Annotated in this window: 21 protein-coding genes and 1 riboswitch; of the genes, 5 read left to right on the top strand and 16 right to left on the bottom strand. The window is 63.5% G+C overall.

Features of this window, described 5'->3' with window-relative positions:
* Positions 1 to 8: 8 nt before the first annotated feature.
* From ML401_RS14065 to ML401_RS14030, 8 genes are all read right to left on the bottom strand, one after another.
* Positions 9 to 1193 carry a TIGR03862 family flavoprotein gene (locus ML401_RS14065; RefSeq protein ID WP_259214894.1) on the bottom strand — a complete coding sequence of 395 codons (1185 nt, stop codon included), beginning with the start codon at positions 1191 to 1193 and terminating at the stop codon, positions 9 to 11.
* A gap of 133 nt (positions 1194 to 1326) precedes the next feature.
* Complete coding sequence (locus ML401_RS14060) at positions 1327 to 2244, bottom strand: SDR family NAD(P)-dependent oxidoreductase (protein ID WP_285812263.1); 918 nt, start codon at positions 2242 to 2244, stop codon at positions 1327 to 1329.
* A 236-nt stretch (positions 2245 to 2480) separates the two neighbouring features.
* Entirely contained in the window at positions 2481 to 2960 is a 480-nt protein-coding gene (locus ML401_RS14055; RefSeq protein WP_285812262.1) for a MaoC family dehydratase, read from the bottom strand.
* Entirely contained in the window at positions 2961 to 4679 is a 1719-nt protein-coding gene (locus ML401_RS14050; RefSeq protein ID WP_285812261.1) for an AMP-binding protein, read from the bottom strand.
* Positions 4680 to 4807: 128 nt separating this feature from the next.
* Entirely contained in the window at positions 4808 to 5695 is an 888-nt protein-coding gene (gene mmsB, locus ML401_RS14045) for a 3-hydroxyisobutyrate dehydrogenase (RefSeq protein WP_285812260.1), read from the bottom strand.
* A 24-nt stretch (positions 5696 to 5719) separates the two neighbouring features.
* On the bottom strand, positions 5720 to 6787 hold the full coding sequence (locus tag ML401_RS14040; RefSeq protein ID WP_285812259.1) for an enoyl-CoA hydratase/isomerase family protein: 1068 nt from the start codon (positions 6785 to 6787) through the stop codon (positions 5720 to 5722).
* The gene (locus ML401_RS14035) at positions 6784 to 7929 is read right to left on the bottom strand and encodes an isobutyryl-CoA dehydrogenase (protein WP_285812258.1); all 1146 of its coding nucleotides are present in this window, start codon (positions 7927 to 7929) and stop codon (positions 6784 to 6786) included. Before ML401_RS14035 ends, ML401_RS14040 begins: the two co-directional genes overlap by 4 nt.
* 23 nt (positions 7930 to 7952) lie before the next feature.
* On the bottom strand, positions 7953 to 9449 hold the full coding sequence (locus ML401_RS14030; protein WP_194407593.1) for a CoA-acylating methylmalonate-semialdehyde dehydrogenase: 1497 nt from the start codon (positions 9447 to 9449) through the stop codon (positions 7953 to 7955).
* 102 nt (positions 9450 to 9551) lie between these two features.
* Between ML401_RS14030 and ML401_RS14025 the strand changes: the two genes are divergently transcribed.
* A complete protein-coding gene (locus ML401_RS14025) occupies positions 9552 to 10460 on the top strand; it encodes a LysR family transcriptional regulator (RefSeq protein ID WP_194407592.1) in 909 nt (302 codons plus the stop codon).
* A gap of 28 nt (positions 10461 to 10488) precedes the next feature.
* On the opposite strand, the gene ML401_RS14020 is transcribed toward ML401_RS14025, so the two are convergent.
* Both ML401_RS14020 and ML401_RS14015 read right to left on the bottom strand, forming a co-directional pair.
* Positions 10489 to 11103 carry a TetR/AcrR family transcriptional regulator gene (locus ML401_RS14020; RefSeq protein WP_194407591.1) on the bottom strand — a complete coding sequence of 205 codons (615 nt, stop codon included), beginning with the start codon at positions 11101 to 11103 and terminating at the stop codon, positions 10489 to 10491.
* Between the two features lie 64 nt (positions 11104 to 11167).
* Entirely contained in the window at positions 11168 to 11701 is a 534-nt protein-coding gene (locus tag ML401_RS14015) for a PaaI family thioesterase (protein WP_211418073.1), read from the bottom strand.
* Between the two features lie 157 nt (positions 11702 to 11858).
* On the opposite strand from ML401_RS14015, the gene ML401_RS14010 reads away from it, so the two are divergent.
* From ML401_RS14010 to ML401_RS14000, 3 genes are all read left to right on the top strand, one after another.
* Positions 11859 to 12629 carry an enoyl-CoA hydratase gene (locus tag ML401_RS14010; RefSeq protein WP_194407589.1) on the top strand — a complete coding sequence of 257 codons (771 nt, stop codon included), beginning with the start codon at positions 11859 to 11861 and terminating at the stop codon, positions 12627 to 12629.
* A 276-nt stretch (positions 12630 to 12905) separates the two neighbouring features.
* A complete protein-coding gene (locus ML401_RS14005) occupies positions 12906 to 14102 on the top strand; it encodes an acetyl-CoA C-acyltransferase (RefSeq protein ID WP_285812257.1) in 1197 nt (398 codons plus the stop codon).
* Positions 14103 to 14213: 111 nt separating this feature from the next.
* Positions 14214 to 15512: an MFS transporter gene (locus ML401_RS14000; RefSeq protein ID WP_285812256.1), complete on the top strand. Its 1299-nt coding sequence runs from the start codon at positions 14214 to 14216 to the stop codon at positions 15510 to 15512.
* Positions 15513 to 16098: 586 nt separating this feature from the next.
* Here ML401_RS14000 and ML401_RS13995 read toward each other — a convergent pair.
* Positions 16099 to 16812, bottom strand: coding sequence for a Crp/Fnr family transcriptional regulator (locus ML401_RS13995; RefSeq protein WP_211418077.1), 714 nt, complete (start codon positions 16810 to 16812; stop codon positions 16099 to 16101).
* A 632-nt stretch (positions 16813 to 17444) separates the two neighbouring features.
* Entirely contained in the window at positions 17445 to 18197 is a 753-nt protein-coding gene (locus ML401_RS13990; protein ID WP_212068399.1) for a Crp/Fnr family transcriptional regulator, read from the bottom strand.
* Positions 18198 to 19741: 1544 nt separating this feature from the next.
* Here ML401_RS13990 and ML401_RS13985 point away from each other — a divergent pair.
* Positions 19742 to 19915 (top strand): hypothetical protein, encoded by a 174-nt coding sequence (locus tag ML401_RS13985; protein ID WP_211418079.1) that lies wholly within the window; start codon positions 19742 to 19744, stop codon positions 19913 to 19915.
* 143 nt (positions 19916 to 20058) lie between these two features.
* Here ML401_RS13985 and ML401_RS13980 read toward each other — a convergent pair whose 3' ends face one another.
* From ML401_RS13980 to ML401_RS13965, 4 genes are all read right to left on the bottom strand, one after another.
* Positions 20059 to 21504: a PepSY domain-containing protein gene (locus tag ML401_RS13980; protein ID WP_285812255.1), complete on the bottom strand. Its 1446-nt coding sequence runs from the start codon at positions 21502 to 21504 to the stop codon at positions 20059 to 20061.
* A 2-nt stretch (positions 21505 to 21506) separates the two neighbouring features.
* Positions 21507 to 23777: a TonB-dependent siderophore receptor gene (locus tag ML401_RS13975; protein ID WP_285812254.1), complete on the bottom strand. Its 2271-nt coding sequence runs from the start codon at positions 23775 to 23777 to the stop codon at positions 21507 to 21509.
* Between the two features lie 106 nt (positions 23778 to 23883).
* A riboswitch (cobalamin riboswitch) is annotated at positions 23884 to 24079 on the bottom strand.
* A gap of 205 nt (positions 24080 to 24284) precedes the next feature.
* Positions 24285 to 25031 carry a CoA-transferase gene (locus tag ML401_RS13970; protein WP_285812253.1) on the bottom strand — a complete coding sequence of 249 codons (747 nt, stop codon included), beginning with the start codon at positions 25029 to 25031 and terminating at the stop codon, positions 24285 to 24287.
* A complete protein-coding gene (locus tag ML401_RS13965) occupies positions 25028 to 25834 on the bottom strand; it encodes a CoA transferase subunit A (RefSeq protein WP_285812252.1) in 807 nt (268 codons plus the stop codon). The genes ML401_RS13970 and ML401_RS13965 overlap by 4 nt, the downstream gene beginning before the upstream one ends.
* Between the last annotated feature and the right edge of the window lie 74 nt (positions 25835 to 25908).

Below are 25908 nucleotides of genomic sequence, written 5' to 3'. Positions count from 1 at the left end.
CGGGAAGGTCACGGCGATAATTGGCTGAGCCAACCCAATACACCCCTGCCCGCCGCAGCCCCGGTCGCAAACGAGGCCTGCAGCAGATAGCCGCCGGTTGGCGCCTCCCAGTCCAGCATCTCGCCGGCGGTGAACACGCCCGGCAATTTGCGCAGCATGAAGTGGTCGTCGAGTTCTTCGAACGTGATCCCGCCCGCGGTCGAGATCGCACGCTCGATCGGTGCGACGCCAGTGAGCTGAACCGGAATGGCATTGATCAGATCTGCAAGCTCGGCCGGCGAGAACGCGGCCAGCGGCCGCCCCGAGGCGATGGCGGCCTCCTGCATCAGGCCGATGCCGACAGGCGGCACTTGCGCCGCCTTGCGCAGGAAGTTCGCCAGCGATTGCTTGCCGCGCACGCCTGAGAGTCGCGTCGTCAGCGCAGCCGTGTCGAGGTCGGGCCGCAACGCGATCATCAGCGTTGCCTGCCCCAGCCCAAGCACCGCCTCGCGCAGCTCCGCCGACAGCGCATAGATGGCGCCGCCCTCGATACCGCTGCGCGTGATCGTGGCTTCTCCGCGCACCGTATGCGCACCGACTGTCAACGCCACGCCCTTGAGCGGCTGTCCCTCGAAACGATCGCGGAACACATCTGACCAGGCCACCGTGAAGCCGGAATTGGCGGGCCGCAGCTTTGAGATGGCGACGCCCTTGGCACCAAGGAGCTCGACCCAGCCGCCATCCGAGCCGAGCCGCGGCCAGCTCGCGCCGCCGAGCGCGAGGACCGTGGCGTCGGCAACGACAGCCGCCTCACCATCCGGCGTTCGAAACAGCAGACGCCCCTCGCCGTCCCAGCCCGTCCAGCGATGACGGAACGCAAACGATACGCCGCTCGCTGCAAGTCTCCGCAGCCAGGCGCGCAACAGGGGGGAGGCCTTGAACGCTTTTGGAAACACCCGGCCGCTGGTGCCGACAAAGGTCGGCTCGCCCAAGGCTTCGCTCCACGCCCGCAACGCCTCGGGCGAAAACGCCTCGATCGCGGCTTGCAGCTTCGGCGCTGCCTCGCGATAGCGCGCCATGAACTGCGGCAGTGGCTCGCTGTGGGTGAGATTGAGCCCGCCCCGGCCCGCCATCAGGAATTTCCGACCCGCCGACGGCATCGCGTCGTACACGGTGACGCGGGCGCCGCCCTGCGCCAGCACTTCCGCCGCCATCAAGCCGGCAGGGCCGGCGCCGATGATTGCGATGCGGGAGTCGGTTGAGGTCATGGCTGGAGTTTAAGGCAGATTCTCGCGCCTAGCTCGTCATTCCGGGGCGCGCCACTTGGCGCGAACCCGGAATGACAACTCAGAGCTTGATCCCCGCCCGTGCCGCGGCCTGCGCCACATATTTCTGCGTCTGCTCGAATGCGCCCGTGAGCGCCTTGGCCTTCGACATGTCGCTGATCTCCGCGAAATGCGCGGCGACCGCGTCCGGGGTCCAATCGGATTCCGGCAAGTTGATGCCTTCGCTCTCCATGATCTTGATCACGGCGAACGAGCCGGCGCCGGCGCCCATGATGGTGCGGGTCGGCGCGTCCTCGCTGAGCATGTACTCGACCGCCGGCGTGATCGCGTTCGGCTTCATCAGTTGCAGCGCCTGCGGCGGCAGCAGCTCTTCGGTCATGCGGGTTGCCGCCGTCGGCGAGATGATGTTGACGCGGATGTCGTTCTTGCGGCCTTCCTCGGCGAGCACGTTCATCAGGCCGACCATGCCGGATTTCGCCGCGCCGTAATTGGCCTGGCCGAAATTGCCGTAGAGTCCGGAGGACGAGGTCGTCAGCACGATGCGGCCGTAGCTGCGGTCGCGCATGCCGGCCCAGGCCGCCTTGCAGCAATAGAAGGTGCCGACGAGATGCACGTCCAGCACTTTCTGGAAATCGGCCGCTTCCATCTTGCCGAACGACTTGTCGCGCAAGATGCCGGCATTGGCGCACAAAAGGTCGACGCTGCCCCATTCCTTGGTGGCGCGCTCGACCATGGCGGTGACCTGCTCGAAATTCGAGACGTCGGCGCCGTCGGCCATCGCGGTGCCGCCGGCCTTGCGGATCTCCTCGACCACGGCCTCCGCCGGTGACAGCGAGCCGCCAGTGCCATCGCGCGCGCCGCCGAAATCGTTGACCACGACCTTGGCGCCGCGGCTGGCCAGCCCAAGCGCATGCGCCTTGCCGAGACCATTGCCCGCGCCGGTGACGATGGCGACGCGTCCGTCGAACCTGATTGCCATTGTGCTTCCTTTCTTCCTTCTCCCCTTGTGGGAGAAGGTGGCGCGCAAGGCGCGCCGGATGAGGGGTCTTTCTCGGCAGATGAGCGTGTGGAGAGATACCCCTCACCCGGCTTCATCTCGCTCCGCTCGATTTCGCCACCCTCTCCCACAAGGGGAGAGGGTGCACCGAGCGCAGATTTGGCCAGCTTTTGAGCAGCGATGGGTTGCCGGGTCAAGCCCGGCAACGACGTGCCGCCCTACGCGAAATAGATCAACCCCAGCCAGTCCGCGACCAGCGCCGGCTTGTCCTCACCTTCGATCTCGACCGTGACATTGGTGCGGGACTGCAGCTCGTTCGGCTTGCGCAGCTTGGCCTCGGCCAGGACGAAGCGGCCGCGGATGCGCTTGCCCGAACGCACCGGCGAGATGAAGCGCAGCTTGTCGAAGCCGTAATTGACGCCCATCGTGGTGCCCGCAATCGCCGGCATCACTTCATAGGACATCACCGACAACATCGACATCGTCAGGAAGCCGTGCGCGATGGTGGTGCCGAACGCCGTTTCCTTCTTGGCGCGCTCGGGATCGACGTGGATGAACTGGTGATCCTCGGTCACGTCGGCATAGGTGTCGATGCGGGGCTGGCCGATCAGATGCCACGACGACACGCCGATCTCTTTGCCGACCAGGGCCTGATAGGCCTCGAGCGTGATCGGCGGCGACTTCCAGATTTGGTTCACTTAGCTCTCACTCCGTGTTTTCGACAACTCCGGAAAATCCTCCTCGCGGAATTCCCGGCCACGCAGGGGATCCTCGCGATCGTCGTCGCGTTCGAGCCGTCGTAGCTGCACCCGGCGGATTTTTCCAGAGATCGTCTTTGGCAGCTCGGTGACGATTTCGAGGCGGCGAATGCGTTTGAACGGGGCAAGCCGCGTGTGCAGATGCCGGAAGATCGAGAGCGCCGTCTCCGACGTCCGGTCTGCGCCGGAGGTCAGCAGCACGAACGCCTTGGGGACGGCAAGGCGGATCGGATCGGGGCTCGGCACGACAGCGGCTTCCGCAACGAGCTCGTGCTCCAGCAGCACGCTCTCGAGCTCGAACGGGCTGATGCGATAGTCCGACGATTTGAAGACGTCGTCCGAACGGCCGACGAAGGTGAGATAGCCCTCGTCGTCCTCGAACACGACGTCGCCGCTGCGGTAGAGCTCACCCTCGGCGCCCGACAGTTGGCCATCGTCGCCCTGGTAACCCTGCATCAGGCCGGCGGGACGGTCAGCGCCGAGCACCAGCGCGACCTCGCCTTCTCTGGCAGGCTGGCCGTCGGCATCGCTGATCTGCACGCGATAACCCGGCAGCGGCCGGCCCATCGAGCCGACCTTGATCTTTTGCCCCGGCGAGTTGCCGGCCAGCGCAGTGGTTTCGGTCTGGCCATATCCGTCGCGGATGGTGAGACCCCAGGCCGCCCGCACCTGGTCGATCACTTCCGGGTTAAGCGGCTCGCCGGCGCCGCAGACCTCGCGAAGCGCGACCTTGAACGAGGCAAGGTTCTCCTGAATGAACAAGCGCCACACCGTCGGCGGCGCGCATAGCGTGGTGACGCCGCAGCGGCCGATGGTGGCGAGCAGGCCTTTCGCGTCGAAGCGCGGCTGGTTGACCACGAACACGGTGGCGCCCGCGTTCCACGGCGCAAAGAAGCAGCTCCAGGCATGCTTGGCCCAGCCGGGCGAGGAAATGTTGAGATGGACGTCACCGGGCTTCAGCCCGATCCAGTACATGGTCGACAGATGCCCGACGGGATAGCTGCGCTGGCTGTGCCGGACGAGCTTTGGTTTTGCCGTCGTGCCCGAGGTGAAATAGAGCAGCATCGGGTCGTCGGCGTTGGTGGGGCCGTTCGCCGCAAAACTTTCGGAGGCCTTCGCGGCTTCGTCGTAAGCGAGCCATCCGTCGGAGGCGCCGCCGACCATGATGCGAACGATGTTCTCCGCGCCAAGGCCTGCGAATTTCGCGACCTGATCCTCGGCGGCCACCACGGCCCTCGCCTTGCCGCGATCGAGACGATCGCGCAGCTCGTCCGCGGTGAGCAGCGTCGTTGCGGGAATCACGACGACGCCGAGCTTCATCGCCGCCAGCATCGTCTCCCACAGCGGAACCACGTTGCCGAGCAGCAACAGGAGATGATCGCCACGTTTCAGGCCCTGCGCACGGAGGAAGTTCGCGACCTGGTTCGAGCGCTTGGAAAGCGCCGCAAACGACAGCTTGGTCTGCTTGTCCTGCGCGGCATCGACGATCCAGAGCGCGGGGCGGTCCCTGCTCTCCGCATTCGCCGCCAGCTCGGCGTCGAACCAGTCGAGCGCCCAGTTGAAGGGAACCGGATCCGGCCAGCGGAAGCCCTTGACCGCGGCCTCGTAATCCGTGCGGTGGTCCAGCAGAAACGCGCGTGCGTCCAAAAATGTCGTCATGATCCGGGCCCGTCGAATGAGCGTTCGAGCGTAGCCCGGATGGAGCGAAGCGCAATCCGGGGCCGGTCGCGCCAGTCGAGGGAATTGTCCCGGATTTCGCTTCGCTCCATCCGGGCTACGAAGCTTCGCTATTTTCCAGCGAGGCTGCGAACGTGCTTGATAATTCCAGAAAAATCCACCCCACCCTGGCCGGTTGCGTCGAAAGACTGATAGATCTCCTGCGCGTGCTTGCCGAGCGGCGTGGCGGCACCCGCGGCCTTGGCGGCGTCCTGCGCCAGCGTCAGATCCTTCACCATCAGCGCCGAGGCAAAGCCCGGCTTGTAGTCGTTGTTCGCGGGCGAGGTCGGCACCGGGCCGGGCACCGGGCAATAGGTCGTCAGCGACCAGCACTGGCCTGAGGAAGTCGATGCGACGTCGAACAGCGCCTGATGCGAGAGCCCGAGCTTCTCAGCCAACGCAAAGGCCTCGCTGACCGCGATCATGGAAATGCCGAGGATCATGTTGTTGCAGATTTTGGCCGCCTGCCCTGCACCGGCCCCGCCGCAATGCACGATCTTCTTGCCCATGTTTTCCAGCACCGGCTTGGCCGCGGCGAATGCCTTGTCCTCGCCTCCGCACATGAAGGTGAGCGTCGCGCCCTTGGCGCCGCCGGTGCCGCCGGAGACCGGCGCATCGACCGACAGCACGCCGTGCCTGGCAGCGAGCACATGCGCGGCCCGCGCGCTCTCGACGTCGATGGTGGAGCTGTCGATGATCAGCGCGCCCTTGGCCATCGCGGGCACGACCTCGTTCCAGACGCCGAGCACGTGCTTGCCGGCGGGGAGCATGGTGACGACGACATCGGCGCCCTTCACCGCGGCGGGCGCGCTGTCGGCGATGCCCGCACCGTCGGCCTTGGCTTGAGCACGCGAGGCCTCGACGAGATCGAACGCCACCACCTTATGGCCGGCCTTCACGAGGTTAGCCGCCATCGGGCCGCCCATGTTGCCCAGACCAATGAATGCGATCGTGGCCATTGTCGTTTCCTCCGCTGTCGCGTTTTAAGTAAACTTCAGCTCATCCGCGCCGATCTCGGCAAGATACGGCGCCAGCATCTGCGGCGTCACATCCTCGATTGCTCGCGGCGACCACGTCGGATTGCGATCCTTGTCGATCACCGCCGCACGCACGCCCTCGCGAAAATCATCGCTGCGGAAGACTTCCAGGGCAGCGCGGTATTCGCGCACCAGACACTCCTCCAGGCTCGATGAAGCGCGCGCGAGCCGCAACAGCTTCAGCGTCACCACCATGCCGCGCGGCGATTTCTCGCTCAGCGTCTTCAGCGTGGCCAGCGCAAAGTCGGAGCCGTCGCGCTTCAGCGCCGCAAAGATGTCCTCCATGCGGTCGAAGCCGAACAAGGCATCGATAACAGGCTCCTTTGCGGCCACCGGCCCCGTGCTCTCGCCGGTCGCAAAGCCGTCGATGAGCTTGCTGACGTCCGCAGCGGTCGCACCGGAGCGGACTTTCGTCAGCGCCTCGCGCAGCTCCGGCAATCTCGAAGCCGGCACGACCCAATCGGCGAACTTCGCATGGATCGCGTCCGGCCCGTTCATGGTCTGGCCGGTTAGTCCGAAATAGGTGCCGATCTCGCCCGGCGAATGCGACAAGAGATAGGTGCCGCCGACATCGGGGAAGAAGCCGAGACCGACTTCGGGCATCGCCAGCTTGGTGCGATCCGTGACGACGCGATGGCTGGCATGGGCCGACAGGCCGACGCCGCCGCCCATCACGATGCCGTCCATGAAGGCGACATACGGCTTCGGAAACTTCTTGATCCGGGCGTTGAGGATGTACTCCTCGCGCCACAGGATCTTGCCGAGGTCGCCATTGACCTTCGAGCTTTCCCAGAGCGTGCGGATGTCGCCGCCCGCGCAGAGGCCGCGCTCGCCGGCACCTTCCAGCACGATCACGGCAACGGCGGGATCAGCCTCGAAGCGGTCGAGCGCCTTGTCGACGTCGCGAAACATCTCCAGCGTCACGGCATTGATGGCCTTCGGACGGTTCAGCCTGATGATGCCGGCCGCACCCTCGACGCGGGCGACGAGATCGCCCTCTTCCACTCCGCTCATCGCGCGCCCTCGATCAGCTTGCGCGCCACGATCAGCCGCATGATTTCGTTGGTGCCTTCGAGGATCTGGTGCACACGAAGATCGCGCACGATCTTCTCGATGCCGTACTCGCTGAGGTAACCATAGCCACCGTGAAGCTGCAGCGCGTGGTTGGCGACCTCGAAGCCGACGTCGGTGCCGAAGCGCTTTGCCATCGCGCACAGCATGGTGGCATCGGGGTCCTTGCGGTCGAGCGCCGCGGCGGCGCGCCACAGGAAGGTACGCGCGGCCTCGAGCTCGATTGCCATGTCGGCTAGGCGGAATTGCAGCGCCTGGAATTCGTCGAGGCGCTTTCCGAACGCCTTGCGCTCCTTCATGTAGGCGCGCGCATTGTCGAGCGCGGTCTGCGCGCCGCCGAGGGAGCACGCCGTGATGTTGAGGCGGCCGCCGTCAAGGCCGGCCATCGCGATCTTGAAGCCGATGCCCTCCTCGCTCAGCCGGTTGGCGACGGGCACGCGGGCGTTCTCGAACATCACGGCCCGGGTCGGCTGCGCGTTCCAGCCCATCTTGCGCTCATTGGCGCCGAAGGAGACGCCCGGCGTCTTGCCGTCGATCACGAGGGTCGAGATGCCGCCGGGACCTTCCCCGCCGGTGCGCACCATCGCAACCAGCAGATCGGTACCGCCGGCGCCGGAGATGAACTGCTTCTGGCCGTTGAGCACGTAATGATCGCCGTCGCGCACGGCGCGGGTGCGCAGAGCTGCCGCGTCGGAGCCGGCGCCCGGCTCAGTCAGGCAGTAGCTCGCGATCAGCTCCATGGTGCAGAGCTTCGGCAGCCATTGATGGCGCTGGGTGTCGCTGCCATAGGCATCGATCATCCAGGACGCCATGTTGTGGATGGAGATAAAGGCGGACGTGGTCGGGCAGCCCGTCGCCAGCGCCTCGAAGATCAGCGCCGCATCGAACCGCGTCATCGCGGATCCCCCGACATCGTCGCGAATGTAGATGCCGCCCATGCCGAGCGTTGCCGCCTCGCGCATGACCTCGACGGGGAAATGCTTTTCCTCGTCCCAGCGCAGCGCGTGCGGCGCGATTTTCTCCGCCGCAAACGCCAGCGCCATGTCGCGAATTGCGATCTGATCCTCGTTCAGAGCGAACTGCATCCCCGGCCTCGCTCCTGAAAGGATTACTTCATCAGCGGGATCGAGAACTCCGCGCCTTCCTTGACGCCGGACGGCCAGCGCGACGTTACCGTCTTGGTCTTGGTGTAGAAGCGAATGGAGTCCGGGCCGTGCTGGTTGAGATCGCCGAAGCCCGACTTCTTCCAGCCGCCGAAGGTGTAATAAGCGATCGGCACCGGGATCGGCACGTTGATGCCGACCATGCCGACATTGACCTTGGCCGCGAAGTCGCGCGCGGCATCGCCGTCGCGGGTGAAGATGGCAACGCCGTTGCCGTAGTCATGGTCCGACGGCAGCGCCAGCGCTTCCTTGTAGTCATGCGCGCGCACGACCGAGAGCACGGGGCCAAAGATCTCTTCCTTGTAGATCCGCATGTCCTTGGTGACGTTGTCGAACAGCGAACCGCCGAGATAGAAGCCCTTCTCGTAGCCCTGCATCTTGAAGCCGCGGCCGTCGACGGCGAGCGTCGCGCCTTCCTTGATGCCGATGTCGATATAGCCTTTGACCTTCTCGACCGCCTCGCGCGTGACCAGCGGGCCGTAATCGGCCGACGGATCGATCGAGGTGCCGATCTTGAGACTTTCGACGCGCGGGATCAGCTTTTCCATCAGCCGGTCGGCAGTGGACTTGCCGACGGGCACGGCAACCGAGACGGCCATGCAGCGCTCGCCGGCCGAGCCGTAGCCGGCACCGATCAGCGCGTCGACCGCCTGGTCCATGTCGGCGTCGGGCATGATGATAGCGTGGTTCTTGGCGCCGCCGAAGCACTGGCAGCGTTTGCCGGTTTGCGCCGCGCGCTCATAGATGTACTGCGCGATCGGCGTCGAGCCGACGAAGCCGACGGCCTTGATATCGGGATCGTCAAGGATGGCGTCGACCGCCTCCTTGTCGCCGTTGACGACGTTGAGGATGCCGGCCGGCAGGCCCGCCTCGATCATGAGTTCAGCGAGCAGCATCGGCACGCCGGGATCGCGCTCCGAAGGCTTGAGGATGAAGGCGTTGCCGCAGGCGATCGCGGGCGCGAACTTCCACATCGGAATCATCGCCGGGAAGTTGAACGGCGTGATGCCGGCGACGACACCGAGCGGCTGGCGCATCGAATAGATGTCGATGCCAGGGCCTGCGCCTTCGGTGTACTCGCCCTTCATCAGATGCGGGATGCCGCAGGCGAACTCGGCGACTTCGAGGCCACGCTGGATGTCGCCCTTGGCGTCGGGCACGGTCTTGCCGTGCTCGCGCGCCAGCAGCTCGGCGAGCTTGTCGTAGTCGCGCTGCACCAGCTCGACGAATTTCGACATGACGCGGGCACGGCGCTGCGGGTTGGTCGCGGCCCATTCGGGCTGCGCCGCGCGCGCGTTCTCGACGGCGGCGCGGACCTCGGCCTTGGACGCCAGCGCCACCTTGGCCTGAACGTCGCCGGTCATCGGCTCGAAGACGTCGGCGGTGCGGTTTGAGGTGCCCTTGACCTCCTTGCCACCGATGAAATGTCCGATTGAGCGCATGGAATGATCTCCTGAGGTCCGAGCTTGAACGCTTTGACAAATCCTATTGACCTGCATTTTATAGGATTCAAGTCTGAGATAATGCACCATAGATGTGCGAAAATGCTGGATCAAGGCGCTATCGATTGGGACGACTTTCGCTTCGTGCTGGCCATCGTACGGGGCGGCTCGGTCTCGGCTGCGGCAAAACAGCTCGGCGTCGACCATGCCACGGTGATCCGTCGTGTCGACCGGCTGGAAAAGCACCTGTCGGCGAAATTATTTGACCGGCGCAAGACCGGCTACCTCCTCACCGAGGCCGGCCAGCGCGTCGCCGACAGCGCGGAAGCCATGGAATCGACCATCGTCGCCAACCAGGAGCAGGTCGGCGGCTCGGTGGCACGGCTGACCGGCACGGTGCGGATCGGCGCGCCCGATGGCTTCGGCACCGCGTTCCTGGCGCCGCGGCTGGCACCCTTCGCCGACCGGTATCCCGATCTCGACCTGCAACTTGTGGCCACCGCGCGGCTGTTCAGTCTCTCCAAGCGCGAGGCCGATATCGCCATCAGTCTGACCATGCCGAAAGAAGGCCGCATCGTCGGCCGCAAGCTGCTCGACTACCGCCTCGGCCTCTATGCGGCCCCCGCCTATCTCGACCGCTTCCCGAAAATCACCTCGCGCGAGGTGCTGCCGCAGCATCGCTTCGTCGGTTACATCGAGGAGCTGCTGTTCACGCCGGAGCTCGATTATCTGCCGCAGGTGTCGCCGCGGATCTCCGCGCGCTTTCGCAGTGCTAATCTGATCGCCCAGCTCAATGCCACGCTCTCAGGTTTCGGTATCGCCGTGCTGCCGCACTTCATGGCGAGCGACTACCCGCAGCTCGTCCCAGTGCTGCCCGATGAGATCGCGATCACGCGGACGTTCTGGATGCTGATGCACGCCGACAGCAAGGATCTGGCGCGCATCCGTGCGGTGGCGGATTACGTCAGTGAGATCGTGGAGCGCGAGCGGGCGCTGTTTGCGGGGCGGTAGCACCGGTCTCGCAGGATGCGCAACGCGCCTAGTTCTTTGCCTTCTTCGCCGCCACTTTCGGCTCGCGCTTCGCGCCCTCGAGCGTACTGTCCCTGCCCGCTTTCAACACCTCGTCCGACAGCTCGCTTGACCCCGCAATGCGGGCCAGCAGCATGGTGCCGGCCATCGTCGCCAGCGTTGCGATCGCCTGCTTTCGCGCCGCCTTGCGCGGCATGTTCGGGATGTAGTCCGTCAGTTGCTCGATCATCTCGTCGAGCTTGCCGGCGAACGCCTTGCGCGCCTTGGGGCTCTCGCGGGCAATCTCGGCGCCCAAAGCGGGAATCGAGCAGCCATGGCCGGGATTGTCGCGATGCAGCGTGGAGAGGTAGGCCTCTGCGACCAGCGCCAGCCGCTTGTCCGGCGAGACCTCGTCGGTGATCTGGCGCCAGTGCTCCATCGAGCGGTCCATCGCATAACCGAACGCCTCGATCACCAGCGCCTCGCGGGAATCGAAATGCGCGTAGAAGCCGCCATGGGTCAGGCCGGCCTCCTTCATGAGGTCGGCGACGCCAATGCCGTGGGCGCCCTTTTCGCGCAACCGCGTGGAGGCCTTCCTCACGATGCGGTCGTGGGTTTCCTGCTTGTGTTCCGGGGAATAGCGCATGCTGGTCTCATTGGATGTCGAAGGTCATCTCATAACACGCAAATGACGAATTAGGTGCATTAATTCATGTTAAGTTGCCGCCGATCATCGAAAACGTTGCAGTTGCGTGCACCGCAAGGGCGCCCTTGCCGTCCCGGACAAAGCCTTCGGTGTAGCTGGTCTGCCGCCCCAGCTTGATCACTTTACCTTCGGCCGAAATCAGCCCGGAACGGACCGAGAGCGGACGCAGGAAGGCCAGCTTCAACTCCAAGGTCACCGAACCCTGCCCGGCCGCGAGCCGGGTCGAAATGGCACAGCCCATCGCGGTATCGAGCAGCGCCGCGGCGGTCGCGCCGTGGAGAAGGCCGATGGTGTTTTCGAGATCCTCGCGCGGCTCCAGTTCCATGACGATCCTGCCCGGCTCGACCACCGCCATGGTGAAGCCGATCAGTTTTGCGAAAGGCGGCGGCGGCAGCCGACCGTCGCGAATCCCCAGCATGGCATCCATGCCGGACAACCCCATGGCCGCTCTCGCGACCGGGGCGGGCATCTGCCAGTCCACCACGCGCTCACGCCGCTGTGCCGGCGAAAACAGGTCGAGTTGTTCGATGTCGGTCATGGCCGCCTCTTTGAATGATATACGTCATACTATGTCGCGGACTTCGCGCTGGCAACTCTACCTCGCCTGCCCGCTTGACAAGCAGGACGTTTCGGCCCGGAAGTAATCTCCGACCAGCGCGCCTTGCGCGCCCACGAAAGCCAATCGAGATCCCACGATGGAAATGCTCAACCACCATTGCGGCGTGACGCGCGATGCGCGCGGCGTCGTCCATGTCGCGATCTGCAACGCCGGCCCGCTCAACATTCTCGGCTCAGCGGTGACCAATGCCGTGCGCGAAGGCTTGCAGCAGCTCGCGCCCGACCGCAGCATTCGCGTCGTGGTGCTGCGCGGCCAGAGCGAGAAGAGCATGATCGGCGGTGCCGACATCAAGGAGATGGCCAAGCTCGACCAGGCATCGGCCGAAGCCTTCATCAGCCGCCTGCGCGATCTCTGCGAGGCCGTGCGCCAATTCCCGGCGCCCGTGATCGCACGGATGCCCGGCTGGTGCCTCGGCGGCGGCCTCGAGGTCGCCGCGGCCTGCGACTTCCGCATCGCCGCGCATGATGCCCATTTCGGCATGCCCGAGGTGCGTGTCGGCATTCCGTCGGTGATCCATGCGGCGCTGCTGCCGCGCCTGATCGGCTGGGCCCGCGCGCGCTGGCTGGTCATGACGGCGGAGAACATCGATGCGCCGACCGCGCTCGCCTGGGGACTGGTCGACAAGGTCGCGCCGGAGGGCGGGCTGGATGCGGAGATCGAGCACCTGGTGAAGGCTTTGCTGGAATGCGGCCCCGAGGCGCTGCGCTCGCAGAAGGCACTGCTGCGGCAATGGGAGGAGCTGCCGCTCACCGAGTCCGTCAATTTGAGCGTGAAGGTGTTCGGCGAGTCGTTCCTGACGGACGAGCCGACGCGCTTGATGGGCGCGTTTGTGAACCGGAAGCGGTAGGATGTAGGCCTCCCTGCCCCGGACGCAGCGCAGCGCCCCTTTGCGGTGCGCTGCTGTGCCGGGGCCCATGCACCAATGAGGTCGGCGCGAATCTATGTCCCGGCTCTGCGCCGCGACGTTGCACGTCGCGCCGCGTCCGGGACACCGACGAAGCAGCAGCCGCCGCAATAAATCTCATCTCACCACGACAATTTCTCATCCTCGCCGCGGTTGCATTTTTTGCACTGCATCATATGATGATCATAATCTTACCCGCCATCGCCAGGGAGTTCCATCATGACCGAAGCTGCCGATCCCGTCGTCATCGTCTCCGCCGCCCGCAGCCCGCTCGGCCGCTTCATGGGCGAATTGTCGCCGCTCCCCGCGCACAAGCTCGGCTCGCACGTGATCGGCGCAGCGCTGGAGCGCGCAAAACTCTCGCCCGACAAGATCGACGAGGTCTTCATGGGCTGCGTGCTGCCGGCCGGCCAAGGCCAGGCGCCGGCACGCCAGGCTGCACGTGCCGCGGGTCTTCCCGATGCCACCGGCGCCACCACCGTCAACAAGGTGTGCGGCTCCGGCATGAAGGCGACCATGCTGGCGCACGACATCATCCGCGCCGGCTCGGCCCAGATCGTCGTCTCCGGCGGCATGGAGAGCATGAGCAATGCGCCGTACCTGCTGGCCAAGGCCCGCGGCGGCTATCGCGTCGGCCATGACCGCATCATCGACCACATGATGATGGACGGGCTGGAGGACGCCTACGAGTCCGGCCGTTCCATGGGCGATTTCGGCGAAGCAACGGCGGAGGCCTATCAGTTCACGCGCAAGGACCAGGACGCTTACGCCATGGAGACTCTCAGCCGCGCCCGCAAGGCGGTCGAGGGCGGCGCGTTCCAGGCCGAGATTGCGCCGATCACGCTCGCCGAAAAGGCAGGTCCCCGCATCGTTGCCAATGACGAGCATCCACTGAAGGTCGATCCGGCCAAGATCCCGGGCCTGAAGCTGGCGTTCCGCGCCAACGGCACGATCACGCCGGCAGCCTCTTCCGCCAATGCCGACGGCGCGGCGGCGCTGGTGCTGACGAAGCGCTCGCTCGCCGACCGGAGCGGCCTTCCCGTTCTAGCCGAGATCAAGGGCCACGCCACGCACAGCCAGGAGCCGCAATGGTTCACCACGGCGCCGATCCCGGCGATCCGCAAGCTGCTCGACAAGGTCGGCTGGGCTGCGTCCGACGTCGACCTGTTCGAGATCAACGAGGCCTTCGCCGTGGTGGCGATGGCGGCGCAGCGCGATCTCGGCATTCCCCGCGAGAAGCTCAACGTCAATGGCGGTGCTTGTGCGCTCGGCCACCCGATCGGCGCCACCGGCGCACGGCTGATCGTGACGCTGCTGCATGCGCTCGAGGCGCAGAACCTCAAGCGCGGCATCGCCGCGCTGTGCATCGGCGGCGGTGAAGCCACGGCCATCGCCGTCGAGCGGTCGGCCCGCTGATCACTGATGTCCGAATTTGAGGGAAGTCTGTCATTTTAGACTCCCCTTTCTTCTGCCAGATTGCAACGATGATGCGGGTCCCGTGGGGCTCGCCAACACGATTGAGGCCCAATGATCTCGAACTGGCTCGCGGCAGCATTGTCCCGCCGCAACATCCATTACGGCTGGGTGATGGTCGGCGTGACCTTCCTCGCCGCGCTGATCAGCGCCGGCACGGTCGGCGCGCCCGGCGTCTTCATCGTTCCCCTGCAAAAGGAGTTCGGCTGGAGCACGGCGGAGATTTCCTCCGCGCTGTCGATCCGCTTCATCCTGTTCGGGCTGATGGCGCCATTCGCGGCCGCCCTGCTCAACCGCTATGGCCTGCGCAACGTCACGCTGACCGCACAGCTGATCGTCGTCTCGGCACTCGTGCTCTCGCTCGGCATGACCGAGGTCTGGCAGCTCATCGCGCTCTGGGGCGTGGTGATCGGCATCGGCACCGGCATGACCGCCCTGGTGCTGGGTGCGACCATCGCCACGCGCTGGTTCGCAGCAAGGCGCGGCCTCGTCGTCGGCATCATGACCGCGAGCGTCGCCACCGGCCAGCTCGTGTTCCTGCCGCTGTTGGCAAGCCTCACCGAACGCTACGGCTGGCGGCTCGCGCTCGGCTTCGTCTGCATCATGCTGGGCGTCTCCGCGCTGGCCGTGCTGCTCGCGATGCGCGATCGGCCGAGCGATGTCGGCCAGCGTCCGTTCGGCGACGAAGGCACCACACCTCTGCCGGCACCGCCCGTCAGCCACCGCTCGATCACCGGCGTGGCGCTCGGCACGCTGCGCGACGCCTCGAAGTCGACCGCGTTCTGGATCCTGTTCGCGACCTTCTTCGTCTGCGGCGCCTCGACCAACGGCCTCGTCCAGGTACACCTGATCCCGATGTGCCTCGATTTCGGCATCCCGCAGGTGCAGGCCGCGAGCCTGCTCGCGGCGATGGGCATCTTCGATTTCTTCGGCACCATCATGTCGGGCTGGCTGTCGGACCGTTACGACAACCGCTATCTGCTGTTCTGGTACTACGGGCTACGCGGGCTCTCGCTGATCTTCCTGCCGTTCAGCGATTTCTCGTTCTATGGCCTCTCGATCTTCGCGATGTTCTACGGTCTCGACTGGATCGCGACGGTGCCGCCGACAGTGCGGCTCACCGCGCAGAAATTCGGACCCGAGCGCGCCAATCTGGTGTTTGGCTGGATTTTTGCCGGCCATCAGCTCGGCGCCGGCGCGGCGGCTTTCGGGGCAGGCTTCTCGCGGACGGTCTATCAGAGCTACCTGCCCGCGTTCTTCATCGCCGGCGCACTCTGCGTGTTTGCCGCGTTGATCGTGCTGGCGCTGTCGCGGCAGCCGAAGCCACAAGCCGCGATGGCGCAAGCGGCGTAGGCAGACGGAGGACGCAACTCTTCCCTCCTCGTCAAGTTGCGTCGATTCTCGCGACTCTTTTCAAGTGACGCCGGAACGACCGCCCTTCCCTGCGCGGATGGTTTGACGGCTTATGTCGCGCTTTCCCCCGGGGAGCGTTGCGCACTATTGCCCCATCGCCTTGCGGATGGAGAGCGGGATGCGCGACACATACGGCATATCCGAATTCTTTCAAAACGAATTCATGGCCGTGGCAGGCCAGGGGAGATGGTGCGCGCGCTGGACTGGTCAAACAAAAGCAAAAAACAACCCCATGCACAGTAGCCGACACACGAACGATCAATGACTTAGGCGGTGTACTTATCAAGCAGCCGGCCGCCTTACGACCGCTCAACCCCTAACAACGGCGGGAAAGCGGACGTCTGCCGACGTCGCTGAAGGGCCAGCAGCGGTTATTGAGATTAGGCTGTCCGCAGGGGCGCCAGGACGGACGAGTGCAGCGGCACGCAGACTTTCCGATCATCATTTCGCCGATTTGAGCAATCGCTTCGGCGTGAAGTCGGCCGGCGCGCATGGATTTGCAAACGCATCTTTCAGCGGCATGCGCTCACCGCAACGCTTCAGCCTGATCCCGTTGTAAGGAATAGCATTCGCAAGACAATTTCTCCAATGCGGTTGCGTCCAGAATATTGATCACCCCGCGAGAATAGTGAACGACCCCGGCCGCTTGCAACTTGGTGGCGACCTCGGTGATGGAGGTACGGCGCACTCCCATCAATTCAGCCACGAGCTCTTGCGTCAAATTGACCGTCTTCGTGCCTGCGCGGTTCGCCGTTTGCAGAAGCCAACGGCAAAATCGAGCTTCAATGAGATGCACTGCGTTACAGGCGGCCGAAATCCGCGCTTGAGAGAAAAGAACTTCGTTGTAGCGAAGACAAAGACCTCGCATGGCATCGGAGCGCGTGGTCGCCCTTCGAAAGCGGTTCGCCGGTATCTTGGTTGCCTCAAGCGGGAGCTGTACGACTACACGGACAAACGATGTGAGAAAGCCGAGGCCTGTCATCGCGCCGATGACGCCGTCTTGTCCGACTGTCGCGATTTCAACGGCACGACCGTCCTTCAAAACCGACAGCAGGGACACCACGCCTTTATAAGGAAAGTAGACAAAATCGATCTCATCGCCAGCCTCGACCAGAACGACGCCTTGCTCGAATGTCTCCCGTGTCATGTAAGGCGAGAGCAGCTCGAATTGATCATGCGGGAACGAGGATAGTATCGCGTTGGTCGGGGCCAACGATCGGCCGACATTGTTCTTCTGCACGGTGGCATCCCGCCTGATCGGACAGGCCGCCTACCGCTGGGGGGTGGTCACGCTCCGAGGGCACGTTCCGGCGGGAGGAATCATTATTGAAAAATTCATCGCGCTTGTCGGTCCGGTAGCCGTCATACGGCCAGAAGCGGCCCCGAGGAGCCGGCAAGCTGGCAAGGCTTGGTGATCGACCTGTTTGTCAGCGGAGTGAGGTGCTTAAAAAGCGATTACGGCGAGACAATTCTTATGTTCGAAATCGGACATTGAGTTATAGTGACCGCATCACCGCCCCTCACTAGGCCCCTTTCGGTGACAGAGAGTGTGTGCTCCCGCCTGACCGCAGGACTGGCACATGCCTAAAAGCCCCGATCTGCATCCCAATCGCATCGATCATCCACGCTGACCGAAGTGCCAAGATTTGGCCAGCCTGGTTGGAATTACAACCGGTCCGAAAGGGCTCAACGTTCGTTCGTTTGAATGCAACAAGTGCGATCAAGTGATCACTATCTCGTCGGAGATTTCCCGATTAAGCGGCCCGCACTCCCGCAGGTCGGTCCGGCTTTGAAGGTGCCGAGCTGCCCGACCATGACTAAGCAAAAAGTTACGTTGAGCCAGTTGCTGTCGAGTATTGGTCAGCGAGCAAGTTAGGGTCGCGCACCGGTCGCCACGCGCGCCGTTTGCCGTGCGATGTAAGACCGCGCCAATATCAAACCGTGCTCTTTCTGCCGCGTATAGCAATCGCAAGACATCGCTTCGAGTGCCTGTCGATCCCGTATTTTTATCGTTCCTCGCGAATAAACGATTGCTCCCGATCGTTGTACCTTCCCGGCAACTTCCGTTACCGACGTTCGACGTACACCGAGCATCTCGGCAAGAAACTCATGCGTCAGCTCCGCGACATCGCCGCGAGCGTGATCAACGGTTTGCAATATCCAACGGCAGAAGCGCGCCTCGACTTCGTGCACTGCGTTACAGGCGGCAGTAACCCTAGCTTTAGACAAGAGAACATCGTTTTGATGGATACAGAGCGCCTGAATAGCTTCGCTGTTACCCGCAAGTTGCCGAAAGCGCCTGGCAGGTATTTTGCCGGTCTCAATACGCATCTGGACGACTACTCGCACCAGCGAAATAGGCGAACCCAAGCCCGCCATGACGCCCAATGCGCCCTCCCGTCCTACAGTTTCGGTTTCAATGGCGCGGCCATCCGCGAGAACATCGAGTAAAGAGACCATGCCGCTGTGGGGGAAGTAAACAAAGTCGACTTCGTCGCCCGCCTCGATCAGCACCGTACCCCGTGAGATGGATTCCGGCGTCATGTAGGGCATGAGCAGAGCGAGTTGGTCGGTTGGCAAAGAGGACAGCAGCTCGTTGGGATGAGCGAACCCAGATTGAAACATGACAGCATCCTGCCCGATCGGTCGGGCCGACTTCCGCGAGGGGATTACGTCTACGTTCCGAGAGCACGCTCCTCGCGGTAAGGACCTCATAACGTGCACGAGGTTTCGCAACGTTGGGTCAAAATTCTGTATTGTATCTGCATCGGCTTATGCTTTCAGAGTGGCCAAATGCTAATGATCGGAGAACCAAGGGAGCCGCCTCGGTTAACGGCCTCTCGCCTCGACTGAGTCGCGGCGCCTAACTTTGTTCTTTGATAGTGCGGTCGCGCTTGGGTTGAGCCTGCTCCAAAAGTGGCTCAGGACGCTGGCGCTGTCGCTCCTATTTGTCCAGTTCTTCGGTAATCGCCCATCCTCCGTACGATAATGCGCGCACGTTCCATCATGTCAGCATTCGCACGCCCGGTGACCGCAGCCACTCGGTATGGATGGCGGTATCAGCTTGTCGGGCTTGGCGGATCGCGCGTCCCCTCTGAATGCCTGGCGAAAGCGATTTAGCTTTTGCGCGGAGGCGAGTGGCCTCTTCTGCGAGACGATGTTCAAGGGGTGCGGTTTGTTTGGTGCCTCGTCGCAGATGCATGGCGCTAGCTCCTGTCCAGAGGAAGGAGGCGGGAGCGCGTGATCGCGTCCTCATCACCGATAAGTGCCGGGGGCCGTGCGGTGGTGACCTGAGTGTGCACCTCCTGACAAGGGAAAGCCAGTACGAATCCAGAGAGCGCCAAGTGGCGGGCGTCAATTCTTACGACATGCCGAATCATGAGGTTGGCACCAAAGCGTCAACGGCAATAGCCCCGGCATGGTAAGTCGATGGGTCATCCGACCAATCGGTAGGGTTGCACCGGATACCGCACGTGGTCGCAAAGTGGGCGAGCCAAATAGCGGCGGTGAAAAGCGCTTCCTTGGCGATGCCTGCGCTGTTCGGCCGACCTCGTTGGTTCCGAGGCGACTACGCTGCTTGATAGTCTCAATAAACCCGTAGGCAGGAGACATGGCTCGCGGAGAGATCGATGTGGAACGCATCCGCCCGACCTTTGATGAAGGCGATTCCTCCTAAGCAACAGCGCCGATTGAAAACGCGGGATTTAGAATGAAAATCCTTATGTTCGAAATCGGACATTGCTGATATAAGCAGATTATCACCGACCCGACCTGGGCTTACATCGGTGACTGAGAGCCCTTTGCGCTCCCGCCTAATGCGAGCGGCGAGGTCGGGCTATGTCCGATAAAGACGATACGAACGCCTCCTGGGCTGACGTTCCGAAGTGCCCTTCATGTCTCCGGGTACTCACTTACCGGGTCCTTAAATTGTTTGACCCGCACTCGAATCGGACTGTGCAGCTATTTCAGTGCGACAGTTGCCGCAAGCACGTTTGGGAAGATGAAGTCGTTTAAGGCACCCAGTTGGCGGCATCGCGAGGCGAACCGCGACCGTTCAGCGGGTTCTCTGTCACGCTCCTAGAGGCCTGCAACATCGCCGTGCTTGGAAGGTTGGCGAGACATCGAGCTTGGCTTCGATAGCGTTGCGCAGGTAGATCGGAGAGCAAGCAATGTCTGACGCGACGAATGTCGACGTTCCTACTGATCCGCTAGCAGATGTCGACGACCGAACCACAACTGAAGATGCATTGAGGCTCATCACTGCCTTTCTGCGCATCAAGGATGCGCAGGTGCGTGCGGAGGTGTTAGCGATCGCGGAGCGGCTCGTCGCCAACGGAGCTTGAATCATGGGGCAACCGACCGAACCGCTCCTGACTCGGCCCCGGTTCGGCGCTTGTGGCAGAAGCGGACATCGACCAGCCGACAGTCCCCGATGCGTCCGTCGAAAATGGACCCGGGGCGGACAATGCCAACGGCGCAATTCACTTCAATGGCGCAGATAGCGCCATCCGACGACGACACCGCTCACCGAGACGATGGTGCCAAGGATCGATAGCAGCCAAACCACGAGATCCCAGGCCGGGCGATACATCAGCAGCAACCGGAAATCGAAACTGTGCAGCGCGTTGAACAGCCAGCGATAGGTCCGCCGGCTGCCGTCCGCGCGGCCGATGATGTCGCCGGTAACGGAGCTGATGTGAAACCATGTTCTGGCGTCGTCATCGAAGACAGCGCGCAGCACCGGCAGTTCGCGCTGGTGATGATGCGCATACCAATGGGAATCGTAGTCGTCGAGGACGAGCCGTTCCGCGAGGCGCGCTTGCGGCAGCAATTTCGCTGCGGCCGTCCAAAGCCGATCCTGCGGGAGTGTCGCGATTCGACCCGACGTGATATCCAGCGGCCTCTGCGTGCCGTCACGCGATGCGGCGATCATCATCGGGCCGCCATCGAGCCAGACGAAGCGCGCTTCGACCGCGGCGGATTGCGGCGTCGGCAGCTTTGTCGCAATGGTCGGCGCATCATGGCCGGCGTAACGTTGCAGCGTCTCCCGCGTGGTGTTACGGCCTGCAAAAATTTCGCCGGGATTGAGTGACAGCCAACCGGAGAACATCCAGGTCAGCACGAAGGCGCCCGCGATCAGTCCAGTGACGTGGTGCCAAGCCATCCAGCCGCGGTACGGGGAGATCCCGCCGCTCGTGTACCGCCGCTTCAGCCGCAGGCGCAGGATGCCGATCCAGATGCCGGTGACGCCGACGATGAGGCAGATGCCGGAGATCCAGAGCACCACCAGCCGCCACAACGGCCCATCCTTGCGCAAAACGGTCGGATAGATCCAATGCGGAATGGAGCCGAGCCAGTTCCAGACGCGCTCGGTGTGGTTGGTATCGAGCACGATCTCGCCGGAGCGCGAGGAAACATAGAGCTTGGTGCCGGCGTTATCGCCGAGCCCGATAAGGTAGAGCGGTCGCAACGGATCGTAACGGGCGGTGACGCTCCATTGATCGCGATCGACGATGTCTTCCAGTTGCGGCGATTTGCTCGCGGGATGATGTTGCGCGACCGCAAGAGCTTCCCGTTCGGAGACCCCGGTCACGACGCGGCCATCGGCCGCGGAGATCGCCTGCCGCTGACCGTCCCAGCCAATCATCCGATACACCGGCTCGTCGGCCAGCATGGCGAGCCGGAGATCGCGCGGGTAGCGCGTCGCGCCTGCGACCCTCATCGCATCGTCCGGCGATAGCTTCACCTTCTCCCATTGAATGTCGGGAAGCGCTGCCAGCCTTTCCTTGTCGGCAAGACCGGGAAACGCGACATACATCATCACCACGCCTGACATGAACCACATGGCGAAGAACAGGCAGGTGACGATGCCGAGCCAGCGGTGGCCGATATACAGCCACCGCCGGAGCGTGCGTTTCAGGGTGCGTGACACGCTCAGAACTTCACGTTGACGGCGAGTTGGGCCGTGCGAGGCATTCCGAGCAGCCACTGCGTGGTGCCGCCGGACGTCGTGTAAATCTCATCGAAGAGATGGTAGACGCGGAACGACACGGTGGTGTTGAGATCGGGCTTCCACTGCGCGCCGGCATTGACGATGTTGTAGGCCGGGCGCGTCATCGTGTTGGCATTGTCCGCGTAGGTCTTGCCGACGATCTGCACGCCCGCATTGGCCGACCAGTTGGGTGCAAAGGCCCAGGTCGCCCAGATGTTGGAAACGGTCTGCGGTACGTTGACCGGCACGTTGCCGGCATAGTTCACGGCTGCGCCACCAACCGATTGCACGAAGTCGTCGTACTTCGCGCGCAGGAAGGCGGTGTTTGCATCTATTCGCCAGCCATAGTCGAGCAGGAATCCGACTGATGCTTCGATCCCACGCGATGATTGCTGGCCGACCTGGACGGTGAGCGAAGGAACGTTGGGATCGCGGGCCAGCAGGTTGTTCTTCACGATTTCGTAGCCGGCCAGTGTCCATTCACCCCGGCCGCCCCAGAACGATTGCTTGACGCCGATCTCGATCTGTCTGCCGGTGGCCAGATCGAAATTCTTGTTGGCGGACGACAGCGAGATGATCCCCCCGACCGGATCGACCGCGGTGGAATATTGGCCATAGAAAGCGAGGTCCTTGACGGGCGTATAGACCGCGCCGGCGCGCCAGGTCGTCGAGGAGAACGACTTTTCGAAGCTGTTGGCGGGCGTGACATAGTCGGTGCGCGTGACCGTCGGCTCATCCTGGCGGATGCCGGCAATCAGGGACAATTGCTCGGTGACCGACAGCCGGTTCTCGGCGAACAGCGCGTATTGGTTGGTTACGCTGCCGAAACTGGGGACCGTGGCGTTCGGACTGTTGAACACGCCTGGAACGAAGCTGTAGGGGTTGACGGACGACGAGCCGCCATAGGGCGAGTTGTTGGTATGGGTAAAGTTGATGCTGTTGACGTCAAAGCCTGCCAGGAACTCGTTGGCCATGCCGAAGACATGCCCACGAAACTTCGCATCCATGCGATTGCCGACCTGCTGCTGGTCGTGAAAAATCTCGATATAGCTGCTTCGATTGATCAGGCCGGTGCCGGGATTGTAAGCGTAGCTTTCGACGTCCTTCCAGTGCCTCTTGGAGTTCAGGTAGTAGAGCGTGTTCTGGATCGAGATGCCATCAGCGACCTGCCATTCCGTCTTCGCCTGGCTCCAGCTATCCTGGTATCGGATGTGGCTGTCGCTGACGTTGTAGTTCTTGAACCGAAGAGATTCATTGAGCATGCCGTTGATCAGCGGCGTGCCGAAGTAACGTGAGGGGTTGCGGTCGCCATAGTCCGTGGACAGTGTCCAGGTGACGTCTTCGTTCTGCCTGATCTGGACCACGGCATGGAGCGCGACATTCGAAGTCTTGTCACGATCAACCCAGCCGTCCGACATGTTGCCGGTGGCGGTGATGCGATAGGCGACGTCCCTGCTCACTGGACCTCCGCTATCCACGGCAATTCGCCGCGTCATGTTGCTGTCCAGCGACATCTCGGCCTGGTTGCGAGGGACCCACGATGGCAGTTTCGAGACGACGTTGATGGCGCCGCCGACCGCACCCGCGCCGTACATCACCGAAGCAGGGCCGCGCAATACCTCGATGCGCTCGGTCGACCATGTGTCGAACGGAAAGGTCACGGTGCCGGCGCCGATATAAAGCTGGGTGCCGTCATAGAGCGTCATGACAGACCCAAGGCCCGTGAAGCCGCGGGTGTTGAACGAGACGCCGCCGTTGCCTGGTGCCGGGCTTGCAGTGAAGCCGGTGGCGTTCTGCGTCACCGCGTCGAGGATGTTCTGCTGGCCGCGTTCAGAAATGGTCTTGGCCGAGATCACCTCCACGCTGGCCGGCGTCTGCAGTCGCGTCAGGCCTAGTCGGCTGCCGGCCGTGCTAGCGCCGGTGAGGTTGAGCGTCGGTGCGGCGAATACGGGACCCGCTGGGTTGGTCGTCGGAGCCCGCGTTTCGGCGGTAGCTGCGTTTCGCTGCTGGCGTGGGCGCGCGAGGCGCGTGGCATTGCTGCGTCGGGCGCTCCGGGCATTCGGTGGCTTCGCCGACGGCTCCACTACGACAGGATCGAGCGTCTGCGCTGGTCTTGCGGATTGTGCCCAGCCATTGCTCGACACCACGAGGCAGGAAAATGCAACTGAACGGAGCAACGCGCAGCGTGGCGCGAAGATCTTACGGGAGGTCATCAATAGTCTCGCGATAACGTGGCACGTCACCGCGAACGCAGCTTGGCCGCTGCCTCAAGAGGAAGGCAGCTCAACACTCATCAGGACACCCCGCCCAATGTGCTCGCGTGTGACCACGACTGACGGCAGGTCTCCTGGCTCGCGGGTCGTTGCCTGTCGCCGCCTTCCCAGGCCCGCAGGCCCAGTGGCTTTTGACGAAGGCTCGCCGCTTACAGTTGCGGGGGCAGCCACGGCGTTGGGGGACACCCGCACCGTATTCCCTATTGATCTCCCGAAAGAGAACCGTCGCAGGCAACCTAGTTTTAGTTGCAAAGGACTGTCAACTGGCCATCGGGCGAATTGGCATCCACCCGGGGGCGGCGTTTCGCCCCTCGGTCCAAATCAGGTGTGGCCCTTCGCGACATCTGCCGCAATTGCATGAGGACGGCAGTATCGAAGCGAGGCAGATATCGACGAATGTTCATGAGTACGCGCCCTAACCCGACCGCAGAGTGCAGACGCGATCCCCTACCCCGGACCCGGCATGTTGCCCGCGAACTGCGGATAGCATTCGCGCAGCTCCTCGCGGATCCGTCCCCGGATCAAGGCCAGCGTCGCGTCGTCCGGCGACGGCGTCGTGACCTCGCATTGCTCGTTGTCGTAGGCAAAGCCCGTCGTGCCGCGAATGTCGCGCCAACCATAGCCGGGATGCGTGCTCTCGAGGCGAAAGCGCCCCGCCTCCCGGTCGAAGGAGAATAGCGCCGCGTTGGTCAGCAGCGCATGCGGGCCGCCGCGCCGATAGACCGTCTCGTCGGTGACCCCAGGCGCAGACACGAAGTCCACGCGCTCTACCAGGGACCGCAGGCTGTGCTCCTCGCGGAATAGAATGACCCGCGGAACGAGGAAGTACAGATAGGCGGAGCCGAACGAGCCGGGCCACCTAACCGGATTGTTCGGGTAGTCGCCGGTGCCGACGAGATTGACATTGCCCCGGCCGTCGATCTGGCCACCGCCGAGAAAGAAGGCATCCAGGCGCCCCTGCGCGGCGCAATCGAACAGCTCCTCGGCTCCTCCGGTGAAGGAATTGTGCTTGACCGATCCGAGGATCGAGACCTGCACGCGCTCCGCTCCGTCACGCTCGTTGAGCGCACGCAACAGCATCGCACCGGCCGCCGGCATCGGCGAGGATTGACCGACCGCAACATGCCGCACGCCCTTCAGCAGCCGCGAGATCGTATAGATCATCAGCTCGCGGCTGGTGCACGCCTCGCTCATGCCGCGCTCCTCGAACCCCGGATATAGGCCTGGAAACCCTCCGGCGAGCGCGCCGCGCGCGCGTATTTCTCGACTTCCTGTCCATCCCTGGGGTACTCGGCGTAAAGCCCCGTGGGCCATCCGCCGTTCTTCAACTGCGCCACCGCACTCACATAGATTGCAGGCAGGACGCCCGCGGCCATTTTCTCGTCCTCGAGCAGTGACGTCTCGGAGATGCGCTCGACGGTCACAAACGCCTTCTTCGAGGCGTGCGCCAGCAGCATCGTTTCGCGCCGGCGCCCCAGCCGAACGTTGCCGAACCGGTCTGCTTCGGGCGCATGAAACAAGGCAATGTCAGGTTGGATCGCCGAGACCACGACGATCTTCTCGCCGTCATCGAACGGATTCGACGTCACCTTCCAGTCGTCCCGCTTCTTGAGGACGTCACTGCCGATGATGCCGCGGATCGGCATGAACGGCACGCCCTTCTCGGCGGCCGTCAGGCCTGCGAACACCGCGGGACGGGTCGCATCGCGCAGGCGAATGGCCCCGTCGCGGACGGCCCGGCTGAAACAGGGGGCGCCGCCGGCTTCGCCGAGACTGACGGCGCTGGTCTCCAGCGTCGTCACGGCGCCGGCGCCGATCAGCATGTCGACCTGCATGCCGCCGATCGGCGCACACACCACATGCAGACCGCGAACGCCGCGATCGATCAGCAGCCGAATCATTCCAGGGGACGCAGCGTAATCGTCAGGCGCCAGACCGAGCTTGCACCCCGAGGGTATCATCTCCGCCATCTCTTGCGGCGTTACGAAGTCTGTCATCTCTTCACCTCTCCCAATCAAGACGCCGATCGAGCAAGACCAACTTCCGGATTTGTCGAAACGCCTAAGTCGCA

Origin of the sequence: Bradyrhizobium sp. 62B, assembly GCF_030272265.2 — a bacterium.
Lineage (GTDB): Bacteria > Pseudomonadota > Alphaproteobacteria > Rhizobiales > Xanthobacteraceae > Bradyrhizobium.
Note: the sequence above shows the minus strand (reverse complement) of the source record. Positions and strands in the feature narration are given on the sequence as shown.

Excerpts from the sequence above, each read along its gene's own strand:
- ML401_RS14065 (WP_259214894.1), bottom strand. The coding sequence starts at position 1,193 with ATGGCGGCGGAAGTGCTGGCGCAGGGCGGCGCCCGCGTCACCGTGTAC.
- ML401_RS14060 (WP_285812263.1), bottom strand. The coding sequence starts at position 2,244 with ATGGCAATCAGGTTCGACGGACGCGTCGCCATCGTCACCGGCGCGGGC.
- ML401_RS14050 (WP_285812261.1), bottom strand. The coding sequence starts at position 4,679 with ATGACGACATTTTTGGACGCACGCGCGTTTCTGCTGGACCACCGCACG.
- mmsB (WP_285812260.1), bottom strand. The coding sequence starts at position 5,695 with ATGGCCACGATCGCATTCATTGGTCTGGGCAACATGGGCGGCCCGATG.
- ML401_RS14040 (WP_285812259.1), bottom strand. The coding sequence starts at position 6,787 with ATGAGCGGAGTGGAAGAGGGCGATCTCGTCGCCCGCGTCGAGGGTGCG.
- ML401_RS14035 (WP_285812258.1), bottom strand. The coding sequence starts at position 7,929 with ATGCAGTTCGCTCTGAACGAGGATCAGATCGCAATTCGCGACATGGCG.
- ML401_RS14030 (WP_194407593.1), bottom strand. The coding sequence starts at position 9,449 with ATGCGCTCAATCGGACATTTCATCGGTGGCAAGGAGGTCAAGGGCACC.
- ML401_RS14025 (WP_194407592.1), top strand. The coding sequence starts at position 9,552 with ATGCTGGATCAAGGCGCTATCGATTGGGACGACTTTCGCTTCGTGCTG.
- ML401_RS14020 (WP_194407591.1), bottom strand. The coding sequence starts at position 11,103 with ATGCGCTATTCCCCGGAACACAAGCAGGAAACCCACGACCGCATCGTG.
- ML401_RS14015 (WP_211418073.1), bottom strand. The coding sequence starts at position 11,701 with ATGACCGACATCGAACAACTCGACCTGTTTTCGCCGGCACAGCGGCGT.
- ML401_RS14010 (WP_194407589.1), top strand. The coding sequence starts at position 11,859 with ATGGAAATGCTCAACCACCATTGCGGCGTGACGCGCGATGCGCGCGGC.
- ML401_RS14005 (WP_285812257.1), top strand. The coding sequence starts at position 12,906 with ATGACCGAAGCTGCCGATCCCGTCGTCATCGTCTCCGCCGCCCGCAGC.
- ML401_RS14000 (WP_285812256.1), top strand. The coding sequence starts at position 14,214 with ATGATCTCGAACTGGCTCGCGGCAGCATTGTCCCGCCGCAACATCCAT.
- ML401_RS13990 (WP_212068399.1), bottom strand. The coding sequence starts at position 18,197 with ATGTTTCAATCTGGGTTCGCTCATCCCAACGAGCTGCTGTCCTCTTTG.
- ML401_RS13985 (WP_211418079.1), top strand. The coding sequence starts at position 19,742 with ATGTCTGACGCGACGAATGTCGACGTTCCTACTGATCCGCTAGCAGAT.
- ML401_RS13975 (WP_285812254.1), bottom strand. The coding sequence starts at position 23,777 with ATGACCTCCCGTAAGATCTTCGCGCCACGCTGCGCGTTGCTCCGTTCA.
- ML401_RS13970 (WP_285812253.1), bottom strand. The coding sequence starts at position 25,031 with ATGAGCGAGGCGTGCACCAGCCGCGAGCTGATGATCTATACGATCTCG.
- ML401_RS13965 (WP_285812252.1), bottom strand. The coding sequence starts at position 25,834 with ATGACAGACTTCGTAACGCCGCAAGAGATGGCGGAGATGATACCCTCG.